This window comes from Enterobacter asburiae (genome assembly GCF_001521715.1).
GTDB lineage: Bacteria > Pseudomonadota > Gammaproteobacteria > Enterobacterales > Enterobacteriaceae > Enterobacter > Enterobacter asburiae.
In genome coordinates this window covers 2,042,468-2,057,716 of sequence record NZ_CP011863.1, presented here as the reverse complement: position 1 = coordinate 2,057,716, position 15,249 = coordinate 2,042,468, and the positions used below count along the sequence as shown (strand labels likewise).

Annotated in this window: 19 protein-coding genes and 1 pseudogene; 7 read left to right on the top strand and 13 right to left on the bottom strand. The window is 55.9% G+C overall.

Annotated elements, in window-relative coordinates; all coding sequences use genetic code 11:
- The first annotated feature begins 57 nt into the window (after window positions 1-57).
- The 3 genes from ACJ69_RS10180 to ACJ69_RS10170 all read left to right on the top strand — a co-directional run bounded on the left by ACJ69_RS10180 (window position 58) and on the right by ACJ69_RS10170 (window position 2,708).
- Window positions 58-759, top strand: a complete 702-nt coding sequence (locus ACJ69_RS10180) for a phosphohydrolase (RefSeq protein WP_029742127.1) — start codon at window positions 58-60, stop codon at window positions 757-759.
- A 61-nt stretch (window positions 760-820) separates the two neighbouring features.
- Entirely contained in the window at window positions 821-2,236 is a 1,416-nt protein-coding gene (locus ACJ69_RS10175) for a DNA cytosine methyltransferase (RefSeq protein WP_059346987.1), read from the top strand.
- Entirely contained in the window at window positions 2,217-2,708 is a 492-nt protein-coding gene (locus ACJ69_RS10170; RefSeq protein ID WP_047647412.1) for a very short patch repair endonuclease, read from the top strand. Before ACJ69_RS10175 ends, ACJ69_RS10170 begins: the two co-directional genes overlap by 20 nt.
- On the opposite strand, the gene yedA is transcribed toward ACJ69_RS10170, so the two are convergent.
- Window positions 2,680-3,594 (bottom strand): drug/metabolite exporter YedA, encoded by a 915-nt coding sequence (gene yedA, locus ACJ69_RS10165; RefSeq protein ID WP_054829951.1) that lies wholly within the window; start codon window positions 3,592-3,594, stop codon window positions 2,680-2,682. The two genes, ACJ69_RS10170 and yedA, sit on opposite strands and share 29 nt — an antisense overlap.
- A 178-nt stretch (window positions 3,595-3,772) precedes the next feature.
- On the opposite strand from yedA, the gene ACJ69_RS10160 reads away from it, so the two are divergent.
- The 3 genes from ACJ69_RS10160 to dgcQ all read left to right on the top strand — a co-directional run bounded on the left by ACJ69_RS10160 (window position 3,773) and on the right by dgcQ (window position 6,707).
- Window positions 3,773-4,684 carry a DUF808 domain-containing protein gene (locus tag ACJ69_RS10160; protein ID WP_048977152.1) on the top strand — a complete coding sequence of 304 codons (912 nt, stop codon included), beginning with the start codon at window positions 3,773-3,775 and terminating at the stop codon, window positions 4,682-4,684.
- Between the two features lie 78 nt (window positions 4,685-4,762).
- Window positions 4,763-4,945, top strand: coding sequence for a YodC family protein (locus tag ACJ69_RS10155; protein ID WP_023312315.1), 183 nt, complete (start codon window positions 4,763-4,765; stop codon window positions 4,943-4,945).
- 73 nt (window positions 4,946-5,018) lie between these two features.
- Window positions 5,019-6,707 (top strand): cellulose biosynthesis regulator diguanylate cyclase DgcQ, encoded by a 1,689-nt coding sequence (gene dgcQ / locus ACJ69_RS10150; RefSeq protein ID WP_059346986.1) that lies wholly within the window; start codon window positions 5,019-5,021, stop codon window positions 6,705-6,707.
- On the opposite strand, the gene ACJ69_RS10145 is transcribed toward dgcQ, so the two are convergent.
- Window positions 6,704-7,504: a mannosyl-3-phosphoglycerate phosphatase-related protein gene (locus ACJ69_RS10145; RefSeq protein ID WP_047647417.1), complete on the bottom strand. Its 801-nt coding sequence runs from the start codon at window positions 7,502-7,504 to the stop codon at window positions 6,704-6,706. The two genes, dgcQ and ACJ69_RS10145, sit on opposite strands and share 4 nt — an antisense overlap.
- 301 nt (window positions 7,505-7,805) lie before the next feature.
- Complete coding sequence (gene yodD, locus ACJ69_RS10140) at window positions 7,806-8,033, bottom strand: YodD family peroxide/acid resistance protein (RefSeq protein WP_054829952.1); 228 nt, start codon at window positions 8,031-8,033, stop codon at window positions 7,806-7,808.
- 129 nt (window positions 8,034-8,162) lie between these two features.
- Here yodD and dsrB point away from each other — a divergent pair, with 129 nt between their 5' ends.
- The gene (gene dsrB / locus ACJ69_RS25575; protein ID WP_013097741.1) at window positions 8,163-8,351 is read left to right on the top strand and encodes a protein DsrB; all 189 of its coding nucleotides are present in this window, start codon (window positions 8,163-8,165) and stop codon (window positions 8,349-8,351) included.
- Window positions 8,352-8,452: 101 nt separating this feature from the next.
- Here dsrB and rcsA read toward each other — a convergent pair whose 3' ends face one another.
- From rcsA to fliJ, 10 genes and pseudogenes are all read right to left on the bottom strand, one after another.
- Window positions 8,453-9,076, bottom strand: coding sequence for a transcriptional regulator RcsA (gene rcsA / locus ACJ69_RS10130; protein ID WP_008500313.1), 624 nt, complete (start codon window positions 9,074-9,076; stop codon window positions 8,453-8,455).
- 287 nt (window positions 9,077-9,363) lie between these two features.
- Window positions 9,364-10,156 (bottom strand): annotated as a pseudogene (fliR, locus tag ACJ69_RS10125) (flagellar biosynthetic protein FliR); the annotation flags it as partial.
- Window positions 10,157-10,163: 7 nt separating this feature from the next.
- Window positions 10,164-10,433 carry a flagellar biosynthesis protein FliQ gene (fliQ, locus tag ACJ69_RS10120; RefSeq protein WP_008500315.1) on the bottom strand — a complete coding sequence of 90 codons (270 nt, stop codon included), beginning with the start codon at window positions 10,431-10,433 and terminating at the stop codon, window positions 10,164-10,166.
- A gap of 9 nt (window positions 10,434-10,442) precedes the next feature.
- Window positions 10,443-11,180: a flagellar type III secretion system pore protein FliP gene (gene fliP, locus ACJ69_RS10115; protein ID WP_054829954.1), complete on the bottom strand. Its 738-nt coding sequence runs from the start codon at window positions 11,178-11,180 to the stop codon at window positions 10,443-10,445.
- The gene (gene fliO, locus ACJ69_RS10110) at window positions 11,180-11,554 is read right to left on the bottom strand and encodes a flagellar biosynthetic protein FliO (protein ID WP_032658659.1); all 375 of its coding nucleotides are present in this window, start codon (window positions 11,552-11,554) and stop codon (window positions 11,180-11,182) included. The genes fliP and fliO overlap by 1 nt, the downstream gene beginning before the upstream one ends.
- A 2-nt stretch (window positions 11,555-11,556) precedes the next feature.
- Window positions 11,557-11,970: a flagellar motor switch protein FliN gene (gene fliN, locus ACJ69_RS10105; RefSeq protein ID WP_023312308.1), complete on the bottom strand. Its 414-nt coding sequence runs from the start codon at window positions 11,968-11,970 to the stop codon at window positions 11,557-11,559.
- Window positions 11,967-12,971, bottom strand: coding sequence for a flagellar motor switch protein FliM (fliM, locus tag ACJ69_RS10100; protein WP_023336184.1), 1,005 nt, complete (start codon window positions 12,969-12,971; stop codon window positions 11,967-11,969). The genes fliN and fliM overlap by 4 nt, the downstream gene beginning before the upstream one ends.
- A 4-nt stretch (window positions 12,972-12,975) precedes the next feature.
- Window positions 12,976-13,446, bottom strand: coding sequence for a flagellar basal body-associated protein FliL (gene fliL, locus ACJ69_RS10095; RefSeq protein ID WP_023312306.1), 471 nt, complete (start codon window positions 13,444-13,446; stop codon window positions 12,976-12,978).
- A gap of 106 nt (window positions 13,447-13,552) precedes the next feature.
- A complete protein-coding gene (fliK, locus tag ACJ69_RS10090; RefSeq protein WP_059346985.1) occupies window positions 13,553-14,788 on the bottom strand; it encodes a flagellar hook length control protein FliK in 1,236 nt (411 codons plus the stop codon).
- Window positions 14,785-15,228 (bottom strand): flagellar export protein FliJ, encoded by a 444-nt coding sequence (gene fliJ / locus ACJ69_RS10085; protein ID WP_023312304.1) that lies wholly within the window; start codon window positions 15,226-15,228, stop codon window positions 14,785-14,787. Before fliJ ends, fliK begins: the two co-directional genes overlap by 4 nt.
- Window positions 15,229-15,249: the final 21 nt, after the last annotated feature.

Sequence of the window (15,249 nt, the reverse complement as noted above, 5' to 3'; positions counted from 1 at the left end):
ATTGATTTAATTCGGCTATGTTATAATTCATGCGCTTTTAAACAACAGGATATGACGATGGAACTTGCCCGGTGGCAGCAGCGATTTGAGCGCTGGCTCGAGGAAAACCACAGCACCGACGATACCGCACATGATATTTCGCATTTTCGTCGGGTCTGGATGACGGCGCAAAAAATCATGGCTGACCAGGCGGTGGAGCCGCTGGTGATCCTGACCGCATGCTATTTCCACGATATTGTGAGCCTGCCGAAAAACCATCCCGAACGCGGCCGGTCATCCCAGATGGCAGCGCGCAGGACGTGCGACATTCTGCGCCGCGACTTCCCAGACTTCCCGCCAGAGCATACTGCCGCCGTCGCACACGCGATTGAGGCGCACAGCTTCAGCGCCGGGATTGCGCCGCAGAGTATGGAAGCCAAAATTGTGCAGGACGCAGACCGGCTGGAAGCGTTAGGCGCTATCGGTCTGGCGCGCGTCTTCGCCGTCTCGGGCGCGCTGGGCGTGCCGCTTTTTGATGCTGACGATCCCTTTGCCGATGCGCGTATCCTTGACGATCGTGCGTTTGCCCTCGACCATTTTCAGACCAAGCTGCTGCGATTGCCTGATACAATGCAAACGGAAATGGGCCGCGAGCTGGCACGTCACAATGCCGATTTCCTGATCCAGTTTATGGCGAAACTCAGTGCCGAATTACACGGTGACTGCATCGGGCTGGATAGTCAGGTGTTGAGCCGCTTCCGTCGCAGTTTGCGCAACTGAACTGTGGTAATCTGTTCCCAGTCTTTACTCTCCGGTTAAAAGAATGCAGGAAAATCTATCAGTGACAGAGCCCGCGCCCGAGCAGGCTGAGAAATCAACGGCAACGGTGCAGGCGTTGCTGCGCCAGCTGTTGGATATCTATGATGCTAAAACGCTGGCCAGTCTGCTGATGGCGCACGGCGAAAACCACTGGAGCCCGGCGATCCTTAAGCGTCTGCTCACCAGCGAACGCGCAGGGCGTCGTCTGAGTGAAGGCGAGTTTCGTTATCTGCAAAACCTGCTTCCGCGTCCTCCTGCCGCGCACCCGAACTATGCCTTCCGCTTTATCGATCTGTTTGCCGGTATCGGCGGTATCCGACACGGTTTTGAAGCTATCGGCGGACAGTGCGTGTTTACCAGCGAGTGGAACAAACATGCCGTCCGGACCTACAAGGCCAACTGGTACTGCGATCCGCACGAGCACCATTTCAACGCGGATATCCGCGATGTTACCCTGAGCCATAAAAGCGGCGTGAGCGATGAACACGCCGCCGAGCACATTCGCCAGACGATCCCGGCGCATGACGTTCTGCTGGCCGGCTTCCCGTGTCAGCCCTTCTCGCTGGCCGGTGTCTCCAAAAAGAATGCCCTCGGACGCGCCCACGGTTTTGCCTGCGATACCCAGGGAACGCTGTTTTTTGATGTGGCGCGCATTATCGATGCCTGCCGCCCGGCCATCTTTGTGCTGGAAAACGTCAAAAATTTAAAGAGCCACGACGGCGGAAAAACCTTCCGCATTATCATGCAGACCCTGGATGAGCTGGGTTATGACGTGGCCGACTCGCAGGACATGGGCGCGGACGATCCCAAAATCATTGATGGGAAACATTTCCTGCCCCAGCATCGCGAACGTATCGTGCTGGTGGGTTTCCGCCGCGACCTCAATCTCAAGGGGGATTTCACCCTGCGGGATATCCCGTCTCTGTATCCCGAGCGTCGTCCTACCGTGGCCGACCTGCTGGAACCTGTCGTTGACGCGAAATTTATTCTTACCCCGGTGCTGTGGAAATACCTCTACCGCTATGCCAAGAAACATCAGGCGAAGGGCAACGGCTTCGGTTTTGGAATGGTAAACCCCAACGATCCGCTCAGCGTGACCCGCACGTTGTCCGCTCGCTACTATAAGGATGGGGCAGAGATCTTGATCGACAGAGGCTGGGACAAGGCGCTGGGTGAAAAAGATTTCGACGATCCGCACAACCAGCGTCACCGTCCGCGACGCTTAACGCCGCGGGAATGCGCCCGGTTGATGGGATTTGAAACCCCGCAGGGCTACCGCTTCCGCATCCCGGTTTCGGATACCCAGGCGTACCGCCAGTTTGGTAATTCGGTGGTGGTTCCCGCGTTCGCGGCCGTGGCAAAACTGCTGGCCTCGCGCATCAGACAGGCGGTGGCACTCCGTCAGGGTGAGGCCGTCAATGACGGATGTTCACGATAAGGCCACGCGCAGCAAAAATATGCGTGCCATCGGCACGCGTGACACCGCCATCGAAAAGCGCCTGGCCGGGCTGCTGACGCAGGCGGGGTTTGATTTCCGCGTGCAGGATCCCGCGCTTGCGGGTCGCCCCGATTTCGTCATCGACGCCTGGCAGTGCATCATCTTTACCCACGGCTGTTTCTGGCATCACCACGACTGCTACCTGTTTAAGGTCCCCGCGACGCGCACCGATTTCTGGCTGGATAAAATTGGCAAGAACGTCGAGCGCGACAGACGGGATCTCACCGCGCTGATTGCGCAGGGCTGGCGGGTGCTGATCGTCTGGGAGTGTGCTCTGAGAGGCAGATTAAAACTGAACGATACCGATCTGACCGAACGGCTGGAAGAGTGGATCTGCGGCGGCGGCCAGACCGCGCAGATCGACACGCAGGGTATTCACCTGCTTAAGGTTTATCCACCTCGCAAGGCGTGACCACCGGTTTTGCGGGCAGTAAATATTTGCCCAGGGTGACCAGCACGACGGCAAAAACAATCACTCCTAAAGCCAGCCATTCAACGGAAGAGAGCGTTTCTCCCCCTAATCCCGTCCCGAGCAGCACGGCCACGACCGGGTTGACGTAGGCATAGCTGGTCGCGACAGCCGGGGAGACATTGCGGATCAGGAACATATAGGCGTTAATGGCGATGATGGAACCAAACAGCGCCAGGTAGCCTACCGCCAGAAAGCCCGACAGCGGCGGCAGGGTCGTCAGCTTTTCTCCCGTCAGCGTGGAGGCGAGCAGCAGCACAATTCCGGCGGCAAGCATTTCAATCGCCCCCGCCATCATGCCGGTCGGCAGTTCGATACGCGAACCGTAGACGGAACCAAACGCCCAGCTCATCGAGCCAATCAGGATGATGATTGCGCCCCACGGATTCCCGCTCAGGTTACCGCCGCTGTTCAGCAGAATGATACCAGCAAGGCCAATACCAATCCCCAGCCATTCCAGCTTGCGGGTACGGATACCGAAAAGGCGGCTAAAGCAGAGGGTAAACAGCGGTACGGTGGCAACGACCACGGCGGCGATCCCGGACGGTACGTTCTGGTGCTCGGCAATCGTGACAAACCCATTTCCCACCGCCAGCAGCAGCAGGCCGATCAGGGCGGCATTCAGCATCGGGCGCAGCGGGGGAAGCTTATGTCCGCGCAGCAGCAGGAAGGCCAGCAGCAGCATGCCAGCCGAGAGAAAGCGGATGCCCGCCATCATCAGTGGCGGCCAGCTTTCCACGCCGATGCGAATGACAAAGTAGGTTGAGCCCCAGATGATGTACAGCGAAAAGAGTGCCCCAATGAGCGGTAGCAAGTGCCGGAAACGCATAATCCCTCACGACGAAATAAAAAGGTCGCTGATAGTAAACGCGAAAACTATCGCGCTGGCGAGCCCTTTAATTGTGTAGCGGATGTGAATTTTTTGTTGACGCGAGGTGGGTGTTTCCGGGTTTGCGCTTTTGCTCCATACTATTCACTTAATTACCAAAAAATGAAGGATTAAGATTTTGGCAGGAAGTAGCTTATTAACATTGCTGGATGATATTGCCACCTTACTGGATGACATTTCAGTGATGGGGAAACTGGCGGCGAAAAAAACCGCAGGCGTGTTGGGAGATGATTTATCGCTTAACGCCCAACAGGTGAGTGGGGTAAGGGCTAACCGTGAACTGCCGGTGGTGTGGGGCGTGGCAAAAGGCTCCTTCCTGAATAAGGTGATTCTGGTGCCGCTGGCGCTGCTGATCAGCGCGTTTATTCCCTGGGCCATCACGCCGCTGCTGATGATTGGCGGGGCGTTTCTCTGCTTCGAGGGCGTAGAGAAGGTCCTGCACTCCTTTAGCGCGCGCAAGCAGAGCGATACGCCGGAGATGCGCCAGCAGCGTCTTGAAGCGCTGGCCGCTCAGGATCCGAAAACCTTCGAGCGCGATAAGGTTAAAGGCGCCATTCGGACCGACTTTATCCTGTCCGCGGAGATTGTCGCCATTACGCTGGGCATCGTGTCTGACGCGCCGCTCCTGAATCAGGTTCTGATCCTCTCCGGTATCGCCATTCTGGTCACCGTCGGCGTCTACGGCCTGGTGGGACTGATCGTCAAGCTGGATGATATCGGCTACTGGCTGGAAGAGAAATCGAGCGCGGTGGCAAGAGGCATCGGCAAAAGCCTGCTGGTGCTGGCCCCGTGGCTGATGAAGAGTTTGTCGGTGGTAGGCACGCTGGCGATGTTCCTCGTGGGCGGCGGGATCGTGGTTCACGGTATCGCGCCGCTGCACCATGCGATCGAACATTTTTCCTCGGCGCAGGGGGCCGTTATCGCGGCGATTCTGCCCACGTTGCTGAATCTGGTGCTGGGCTTCATCATTGGCGCTATCGTGGTTGCGGCGGTGAAGCTGGTTGAAAAAATACGCGGCACGTCGCACTAATTGTTACCCGTTGTGGGATGCAAAAAGACCATTCCTCGTCTAAATTGAAACAGTTTCACCCTGATACAGGAGGCAGGTATGGTCTTTTTGGTCAGTGATGAAGTTAAGCCTAAGAAGGGCGGCCCACGTATGATTGTGACCGGGTATTCCAGCGGAATGGTGGAATGTCGGTGGCACGATGGCTATGGCATCAAGCGGGAAGCATTTCGTGAAGATGAGCTTCAGCCGGGGGACGGGCAGCACCAGCGGGACAAGGCTTAATCACATAACGCCCGGCTTTGCCGGGCGTTTTTATCTCAAGTACCGGGTGAAAGGCAGCGATCAGGGAGTGTGTGTGCAGCGCGATACCTTTGTTGTAAGACAATCTTTTTTGCAATGGCTGCATAAGCGTAGCAATCCGGGGCTGATTGTTAATCTCTGTTTTCTGGTTGTTCTGGTATTTTCCACTCTATTGACCTGGCGTGAAGTGGTGGTACTGGAAGAGGCGTACATCTCCAGCCAGCGTAACCATCTGGATACGGTGGCCAGTTCGCTGGACAGGCAGCTGCAGAACAGCGTGGACCGGATGCTGTTGTTTCGTCAGGGCATGCGCGATGCGATCCAGACGCCGCTGGCATTTGAAGTACTCCAGAACGCAGTGTCACGCTTCGATACTGTCCGCATGCTACCCACCTGGCAGCTTGCCGTAGATAAAAAACGCACCCTTCCCATTAACGGTGTTTCGGATGCATTCGTCCAAAAAACCACGCTTCTGAATCGTGACGATGAACGCCTCAGCCACGAGATTTCCGCCGCGCTGGAAGTGGGGTATCTGCTCAGGCTGGCGTCGTCGAGAGCACAAACGGAAGCGCGCGTGATCTACGTCTCCCGCGCCGGGTTTTTCATTTCCACCGATACGCCGGACCAGGCGGGCGATATTACCTCCCGCTATTACCATCTTGTCACGCAGTCCTGGTTTACCCAGCAGTCAGAACGGAACAATCGCGCGCGCGCGGTGCGCTGGTTCATCTCTACCCCTTCATCCTGGACCAACGATGAACGTACGATCACCGCCAGCGTTCCCATCTATTTCGATCATTACTGGTATGGCGTCGTGGCGATGGATTTTACGTTGAACACGATGCAGCGCCTGCTGGCCGATGCGACGGAAGACCGAACGGAAGGGGAGTATCAGCTGTACGATACCCGGCTCAATATGATTGCCACTTCTGCCCATACGGGAAACGTGGTTAACCATTTTGACGAACGCGAAACGGCGCAGATTGCGCAGGCGATTGAGCACGCTACCGGCGGCGGGATCCGCCTCGGAAGCCGTTTTGTCAGCTGGGAGCGGCTCGATCACTTCGACGGCGTCGTCCTGCGGATCCACACCCTGCACGAAGGGGTACAGGACGACTTCGGCAGCATCAGCATCGTGCTGGCGCTGCTGTGGGCGCTCTTTACCGCCATGCTGTTGATCTCGTGGCTGGTGATCCGCCGCATGGTGAGTAACATGTACACGCTTCAGCACTCGCTCCAGTGGCAGGCCTGGCATGACCCGCTTACCCGCCTGAATAACCGCGGCGCGCTGTTCGACCGCGCAAAATTGCTGGCGGAAACCTGTCGCCAGCAGTCGCTGCCGTTCTCGGTGATTCAGATCGATCTCGACCATTTTAAAAACATCAACGACCGCTTCGGCCATCAGGCCGGGGATAAGGTGCTCTCCCACACGGCAGGACTGATCGCTAGCGCGCTACGCAAGAATGATGTGGCAGGGCGCGTAGGCGGGGAAGAGTTTTGCGTCGTCCTGCCGGGGATCGGCCTGGAGGAGGCGAGAAGCGTCGCCGACCGTATACGTTGCCGGATCAACAGTAAGGAGATCCTGGTGAAGAAGAGCACGACCCTGCGTATCAGCGCGTCGCTGGGGGTCAGCAGCGCGGATAAAGCAGGTAACTACGAGTTTGAACAGCTGCAGTCCGTGGCGGACGTCCGGCTGTATCAGGCCAAACAGAGCGGGCGTAACCGGGTCGTCTGGCGGGATTAAGAGAGGAAGTGATCCAGCCCCTCCTGCCAGCCCGCCGGGCCGGGCTGCCGGGTGTGATAAACCCGGGCGGGGTTATCGTCCCGTAGCGTGATGCCCTGGCGGTTAATGCCCTTAATCACCACCGCGAAGTCAACGCTGTCGAGCAGCGGCGCATCATTGGGACCGTCGCCGAGCCCCAGCGTGGTGGGTTCAATCTCTTCCTGCTCGCGGTATTGCTCAATCAGCCAGTTCACCGCAACGTCTTTGCCGCAGCGGGCGTCTAGAACATGCCAGAAGCGTGCCCCCTGCAGGCATTTCAGTCCGGCATTCGCCAGCTCCTCTTCAAACTGAACCATTTTCTCGTCGGTATCGCGCCAGATGAGCGTGACGGACGCTTCATGCTTGCGGGCAAGCGCCGAGCGGTAGCGCGTCAGTCCGGTCCACTCGCTGATAACGTGCTCATCCACGTCGTCAAAGGTGGTGAATTTATAGCCCGTCTGCAGGCGAATTTGCTCGATACGCGGGCGAATATCCCGGTGTGTCATCCCCCTGATCTGGCGCTGAATTTTATCCCAGCGTACGTCAGGCTGAATCACCGCGCCGTTCTCGGCAATAAAAGGCAAGCCTTCAAGCCCAAGATCCAGCTGGAGATCGAGCATCTCTGCCGCGGTCTTGCTGCTGCAAAGAATGACCGGAACCTGATTATCCATCAGCCTGTCCAGCCAGGGCATGGCGGGTTGCCACTCATAGGTGTGAATATCCAGCAGTGAACCATCCAGGTCAGAGAAAATCAGTAATGTATCCCGCAGTGAAGGCATAGCGACTCCTGGTAACAGATGCGTTTCGCCCTAAGAAAATTCCTAAAAAATGGTTGAGGCGAAAACCGGAGATAAGAGGGATGCCCCTGGCAAACCCGCATTCGGCGTGTGTTATCGCTCATAACAAAAAGCATTATGTTAAAAATATTATATTCATCGTAAGAATATATGCTTGTCAGCCAAATTCGTTGGGGATAGTGTGGCATGTACATCAGATTTCCTGGTGTAACGAATTTTCAAGTGCTTCTTGCATAAGCAAGTTTTGATCCCGGTCATCCCCATGACCGGGATTTTTTTCGCCCTACCGATTGGCTTCAGACACGCTAAAGTCGTGAATATCAAGCTCGAAGGCCTCCGCCAGCTCGCGATAGGTGTGATAATCCCTTCCGTTGACAATGACGCGGTCCGAATTGTCGTCCGACCGGCGGACTTCTGACTCACTGATCTCATTGATGGCGGCCAGCAGGGCATCGACATCCACCTCGACTTCGTGCTTGATGGTGTCGCTGTACTCTTTATCGGTCTTCATTACGGGGTTCCTCATTCAACCGTGTCCAACGGTAAGTATAGACTGTGCATAAAAACGCCAATCACATCGGGCGGCGATGTGCGTTTTTGCGTTTTGTTCTACACTGGCTCAAAACCAGAGGAGGAATGTATGAAGGTCAACGATCGGGTAACCGTTAAAACGGACGGTGGGCCGCGCCGCCCGGGTGTGGTGCTGGCAATTGAAGAGTTTAGCGAAGGCACAATGTACCTGGTATCGCTTGAAGACTACCCGCTCGGCATCTGGTTTTTTAACGAACTGGGGCATCCGGACGGCATTTTTGTCGAGAAGGCGGAGTAGCACGGCGTCGGGTAGCACATCGCGTGCCCGACAACCTTTCCAGAAGCAAAAATCTCTGGCCAGGCCAGAGATCAAAGGTAGGGTGCACAGGTCTTAAGCGACTAACGCATGTTGACGAAAATCCCGTTCGTCACATTATCGGTCAGGCGTACCACGTGGTAGATCACTTGCTTATTATGCGTTTTAATTTTCCTTTTAATATTTCCTTTGTGTGACGAAACGGTTTTCGCTTTAATATTCATCTGGTCAGAGATCTGAATAGTTCCTTGTCCCGCCATCCACATTCGCAGCATACTTGATTCAGTCCTGCTTAATGATAGGGTGGGTAAGTTAACCGCTCCTACATTTTTAACTTCTTTATTCAAATAATCACCCAGAATGTCATCCAGCGACTCGGGTTTAATCGATTTAGAACTGATCAATAAATTTTTACGGACCAACAAATACTCATCGAAATGGATATTCGCGATCGCCATAAAAACAATAAACAGGGTTTTTGGATGCTGATTAATGATTTGCTTAATGTGCTGACTGTTGGCTGGATCGTGAATGAAACAGTCCTCATTAATAAACACCACGCCTGGTTTTAGTTCGTCACAAGCGGCTGCGAGTTCGTCAACGGTGTGTGCATCGTTGATGTCTCTCTTTCTTACCCCTCTGCTTGCCAGGTACCCGGTTAACCCTAGCCGGGTGTAGCTGCATAAATCCATAATGATCGTTGACATGGCATACCCTCACTCAATGCGTAACGATAATTCACCATCTGCCTGAGAGCTCAAAACAGCCATACGGGATGGAAAAAAATAATAAACCTGTGAGCATGACAAAGACTTTCAGGCGGACTCACTATCCCGTAAAGTTACGTATAATTTGCCAGGAATCTTCTTAAAGTAAAGTAAATATTAAGTATTGTGAGATGGTTAGAAACAATTAAACCGCGTCAGATATATCCTGGAAGATGTTTTACGCGTTTTATTTTAGGAATATCCTCAGAAAGACAATGGCAACAGTGAGGGTTATTATTTACGTGGCAGCTCGCTGACAATATCCGCTAACAGGTTGAATATCTCGCCGAATAAATGTTCACAGAAGGGAGCGATAAGTGGCATCAGTAATGACATTAATAAAATCCCAACCGTCAGCGTCAGCGGAAAACCAATGACAAACACTGAAAGCTGCGGCGCCATTCGGTTGAGTAAACCTAACGCCAGGTTGACGGTCAGCAGCAGGGTGATGATCGGCAGCGCCAGCATCAGCCCGTTGAGGAAAATCAGCCCCGCAGCGCGAGTAAGCGCGAGGAAAGCGTTGCTGTTCACCGGATTTTCGCCAATCGGCAGCGTATGGAAGGTATCCACCAGCATGGAGATAAGCCAGAGATGGCCGTTGAACGACAGGAACAGCAGCATGGCGAGCAGATCGATAATACGCGCCAGCACGGGCATGTTGAGATGACTACCGGGATCGACAAACGTGGCGAACGATAGCCCCATCTGCAGGCCGATCAGTTCCCCTGCGGTACGCACCGCGGCAAAGGCGAGCTGCATGGTAAAGCCGACGGCGACGCCAATCATCACCTGCTGCAGGGCCACCCACACCGCGTTCGCCGAGAAGATCGGAATATCCACGGGGGGGAGAGAGGGCGCAACGATAATGGAGATGATAATGCCCAGCCCCACCTTCACGCGCTTGGGTATCGATTTCTCACTGAGAATGGGGGCGGTGGATATCAGCGCCATGATGCGCAGCATCGGCCAGAAATAGACGCCGAGCCACTGAACCCACTGGTCGCTGGTGAAGTGCAGCATCGTCAGGTCAGCCGATGATGTACGGCAGATTGGTAAACAGGTTGCGCATATAGTCCAGCAACAGGTTCAGCATCCACGGCCCGGCCACGATAATCGCCACGAACACGGCGATGATTTTCGGGATGAACGACAGCGTCATTTCGTTAATCTGCGTGGCGGCCTGCAGAATACTGATAATCAGACCGGTAACCAGCGCAACAAGCAGCAGCGGCGCGGCAACGGCAATCGCGATTTTCATCGCTTCCGTGCCCATCATCATGACCGATTCGGGTGTCATTACCGTTCCTTAACTGTAGAAACTCTGCGCCAGCGAACTGACCAGCAGCTGCCAGCCGTCGACCAGAACAAAGAGCATGATCTTAAAGGGCAGGGCAATGGTCGCGGGCGGCACCATCATCATCCCGAGCGCCATCAGGACGCTGGCGATCACCAGGTCGATAATCAGGAACGGAATAAAGATGGTAAAGCCAATCTGGAACGCGGTTTTCAGCTCGCTGGTGACATAGGCAGGCAGAAGAATACGCATTGGCACTGATTCCGGTCCCTGCAGCTCGCCGGTGTTGGACAGGCGGGCAAAGAGGGCCAGGTCGGCTTCTCGCGTCTGGCGCAGCATAAACTCTCGCAGCGGCTGAGCGCCTTTATCCAGCGCCTCCTGCATGGAGATTTTATCTTCGCTGAACGGCTGGTAGGCGTCGGTATAAATCTTGTCGATAACCGGCGACATAATGAAAAAGGTCAAAAACAGCGCCAGGCCAAGCAGAACCTGGTTTGGCGGTGCAGAAGGGGTTCCCAGCGCGTTTCGCAGCAGACCAAAGACGATGATGATGCGGGTGAAGCTGGTCATCATCAGCAGAATGGCCGGAATAAACGTCAGCGAGGTAATGAACACCAGCGTCTGAACCGGAAGGGACCAGCTTTGTCCGCCGCCCGCGAGAGGGGTGGAGACCAGACCGGGCAGCTGTGCATAGACCGCGGGAGTAAACAGGGCAACGCCCGCAAGCGTCAGGGATAACAAACGGCGCATCAGGATCTCCCGGAACGCTTAAGCAAACTCTTCATGACGGACTGAAAATCCGCAGGGGCCTCTGCGCGCTCGTCCACCACAACAGGGGCGGGCGGCAGCTTGTGTAATACGCTGATGTTTGAGGCCGTGACGCCCAGGACCAGGCGCGCGTCGTCCACCTCGACGATGACCACGCGCTCGCGTGGCCCCAGCGTGGTGCTGGCGCTGACCTTCAGGCCGCGGGCACCGGCGGTTTTACCCGCCAGGCCAAAGCGCTTCGCCAGCCAGGCGGCGATAAGAATAAAGGCAATAATACCGAACAATGCCCCGCTCACCTGGAGCAGAGGCGAGCCGGGAACGGCAGAAGGCTGTGATATTGTTGCCTGGGTTTTCATGCTTAACGGCTCAGACGACGCATACGTTCAGACGGGGTAATGATGTCGGTGATGCGTACGCCGTATTTATCGGCAACCACCACCACTTCACCCTGGGCAATCAGATAGCCGTTGATCAGAATATCCAGCGGCTCGCCGGCCAGACCGTCAAGGGCCACCACGGAACCCTGCGTCAGGCGCAGCAGCTCTTTAATGGTCATCCGGGTGCGTCCCAGCTCAACGGTCAGCTTAACCGGGATATCCATAATCAGGTCGATGTCCTGCAGCGTGCCGCTGACGTCACCGCCGCCGAGCTGCTGGAATACGGCATCCGCTGCACTTTTGGCCGGGGGTGCTTTTTGCTCGTTTAACGCGTCAGCCCACAGATCGTCCAGTGCTCCGCTGTTTTCATCGGACGGATTGTTCATGTCACTCATTTGGGCTGTTCCTCATTCAGCGAATTCAAAATCGGGTTGATCAAGTGCTCAACGCGTAACGCATACTGACCGTTAATCGTGCCGTACTGGCTTGTCAGCACGGGGACACCATCCACATGGGCAATAATGCGGTCGGGTTTTTCTATCGGCAAAACATCACCGGGTTGTAATTTCAGGATCTGAGATAACCGCAGCGGGATATCGGCGAAGCTCGCCACCAGCTCAAGCTGCGAATGCTGGACCTGGCGGACCAGGTTTTCACGCCAGTTCTGGTCTTCGTTGCGGGAGTTCTCCAGCGGCGGGTTCACCAGCAGCTCGCGCAGCGGTTCGATCATGCTGAACGGCAGACAGATGTTGAACTCGCCGGTCAGGTTACCGATCTCCACGTGGAACGGGGTGTTAACGACGATATCGTTCGGGGAGGTGGTGATATTGGTAAATTTCACCTGCATCTCAGAACGGACGTACTCCACTTCCAGCGGGTTAATCGCTTTCCACGCGTCGCTATAAGACTCCAGCGCCAGCTTCAGCATGCGGTTAATGACGCGCTGTTCGGTGTGGGTGAATTCACGACCTTCTACTTTGGTCGGGAAACGCCCGTCGCCACCGAACAGGTTATCCACCGCGATGAACACCAGGCTTGGCGAAAACACCACCAGGCCGGTGCCGCGCAGCGGCTTCAGATGAATCAGGTTAAGGTTGGTCGGCACCGGCAGGTTGCGGGCAAACTCATGATACGGCTGAATGCGGATCGCACCGACCGTAATATCCGGGCTACGACGCAGCAGGTTAAACAGCCCCATACGGAACTGACGTGCAAAACGTTCGTTAATGATCTCCAGCGCCTGCAGACGTTCACGTACCACGCGACGCTGGGTATTCGGGTCATAGGGACGTATATCGCTATCGCCGCCAATACCCGGTTTAGGATCATCATTGTTATCGCTGTCGCCGTTGAGCAGCGCATCGATTTCTGCCTGAGAAAGAATACTGTCGCCCATGTCGTTACCGCAGAATGAATGCTGTATACAGAACGTCAGTGACTTCCTGCTTAGGTTGGCCGTTTACCAGCGGGGTCGCCAGCGTTTGTTTAATGGCGTCGACCAGCTTTTGCTTACCCACATCGGTAGCCAGCGCCGAAGCGTCCTGACGAGAGAACAGCAGCAGAAGGCGGCTACGCACTTCAGGAAGGTAATCGTTCAGACGTGAACGGGTGGCTTCATCTTTCAGGCGCAGCGTAATGCCAACGTAAAGCACGCGATCCGCATCACCCAGATTGACGGTGAAGGTATCCAGCGGGAAGAACACTGGAGCCGGCGGAGGCGGTGCTTCAGCTTTGGCTGCAGCGGTGGTCGGTTCCTGCTGCATACGCCAGTAACTATAGCCCGCGGTAGCGCAGGCGGCGAGCGTGATCAACACCAGCAGCGGGATCCAGATGGAACGCTTACTTTTTTTGGTGATAGCGGAGTCAGTCATCTGATACGAGCTTCCTGTTTCGGTACAGCTTAATAAGGTGATTATCCCGTGTCCTGCTGTCGTCAAAGCGTGGAAAAGACGGGGATAATCACGCTACCTCTGGCGTTTAGGCGAAGATGTCTACGGCACCGTTACCGCGCGCTGCGGACTGCAGGGCGGCAGGAACAGGCAGTAACTCATCGCTCTCTTCATTAAAACCGCCGGTGTTGCCGGAACGCGAAGCCTGGTGCTGCTGCTGGGATGAGGACTGCTGCTGCCCGGCGAAGCTCTCGCTGCTGACGCTGCTCTGCGCAAGCTGAATGCCGTTTTCCGCCAGCGAGGTCCGCAGTACCGGCAGCGCGGCTTCCAGTGCTGCACGAACATGGCTGTGCGCAGAGACCATCTGCAGCTGAGCCTGATTGTCATCCAGCTTAAGCGAAATTTGCACCTGACCCAGATCTTCCGGATGCAGGCGCAGCTCTGCCGTCTGCTGGCCCTGCTTAGTGAACAGAGTGATGTGCTGGCTCAGGGACTGCTGCCATTCGTGAGTCCCCAGAGGCTGGCTTAACACCGGCGCGGGGGCGACGGTGGCGGCCGTCTGACTGGTCGCATGGCTGGACATAATCGGTGCCAGAGTAGCCGTTGGTGATGATGAAGAGGACGAACTGGCGAGCTCCTGCTTCTCTGTCGCCGCGGCCACGGCCGGTGTAGCAGGCGCGTTGCCCTGCAGGGCCGGCTCGTTATTTTTCACCTGGCTCTGATAAGGCGTAGAGTTCTGCGCTTTATCATGGCTACCCGGAGGCGCGTTCAGGGACGGTTGGCCCGCGCCGTTTTGCGAAAGCGTCGCGGAATTCAGCGTTGAGGTGGCGGATACGCTCTCGCTGCCTGCCACGCGAGAGGCGGTAGTTTGCTGCTGGTGCGGCAGCATCGCCATTAGCGCGCTTAATCCGGCCAGCTCTTCTTCGCTCAGCTCGCTCTTACCGTCATCTTTGCCGTTTGCCACATTGAGCGTCTTCAGCGCGTCGCCCTTAGACAGCGGCACCAGCCCGGAAACCAGCGTATCAAGCGACGTGACGGGCGACGTTTCATCGCCGTTCAGCGCGGGCTGGCGCGAGAGCAGGTCGGCAATTTTTGCCTGCAAGGTGGTATCCCCTTTGGCGTCCTGAGCCACTTTCGACAGTTTACTGCCGGCGGCTTTCAGGTCAGCCAGGGTCAGCGGCGCATCTTTGCCCTTGCCCGTTGCGTCCGACAGGGCGCCCGCCAGCAGAGAGAGAAAGTCCTGTGCACCGTCGGTGCCTTTCCCCGTTTGCGTGCCGCCTGACAGGTCGCTGTCGCTCATCAGCAGTTGTTGCAGTGTGATCATTCCGGTTTCCTCATTGATGCGCGCTGGGCAAACTCATCCATTTTCTTCTGATCCAGACGGTTTTCCGCCAGGGTCGTTGCCGCGATCTGTCGGTCCTGTAAAGTCTGCCAGGCCTGCAGCCGCTGCTTCTTCTCGCGCCAGAAATTCAGCGCGGTATCGACTTTCTGGGTCCACTGGTTAAGCTGCTGGCGATGCTGATCTATCGCCTTCTCCAGCGTCTGGATAAACTGCTGATAGTTAATCCAGCGCTGGCTTCCAATGCCCTGTGTCATATCGGTATTGAGGTTGGTGCGATATTCATGCTGATAGTCGATCAACATCTTCAACTGTTCTTCAGCCTGCTGGCACCCGCGTCGCATTGCGCCTAGCTGCAATGCGGCATCATCAACTTCTTTTTCAGCCAGATCTTTCAGCGTTGATAACGCGCTGTTTTGCGCCATGACCTTCGCCCTCCACCTGTG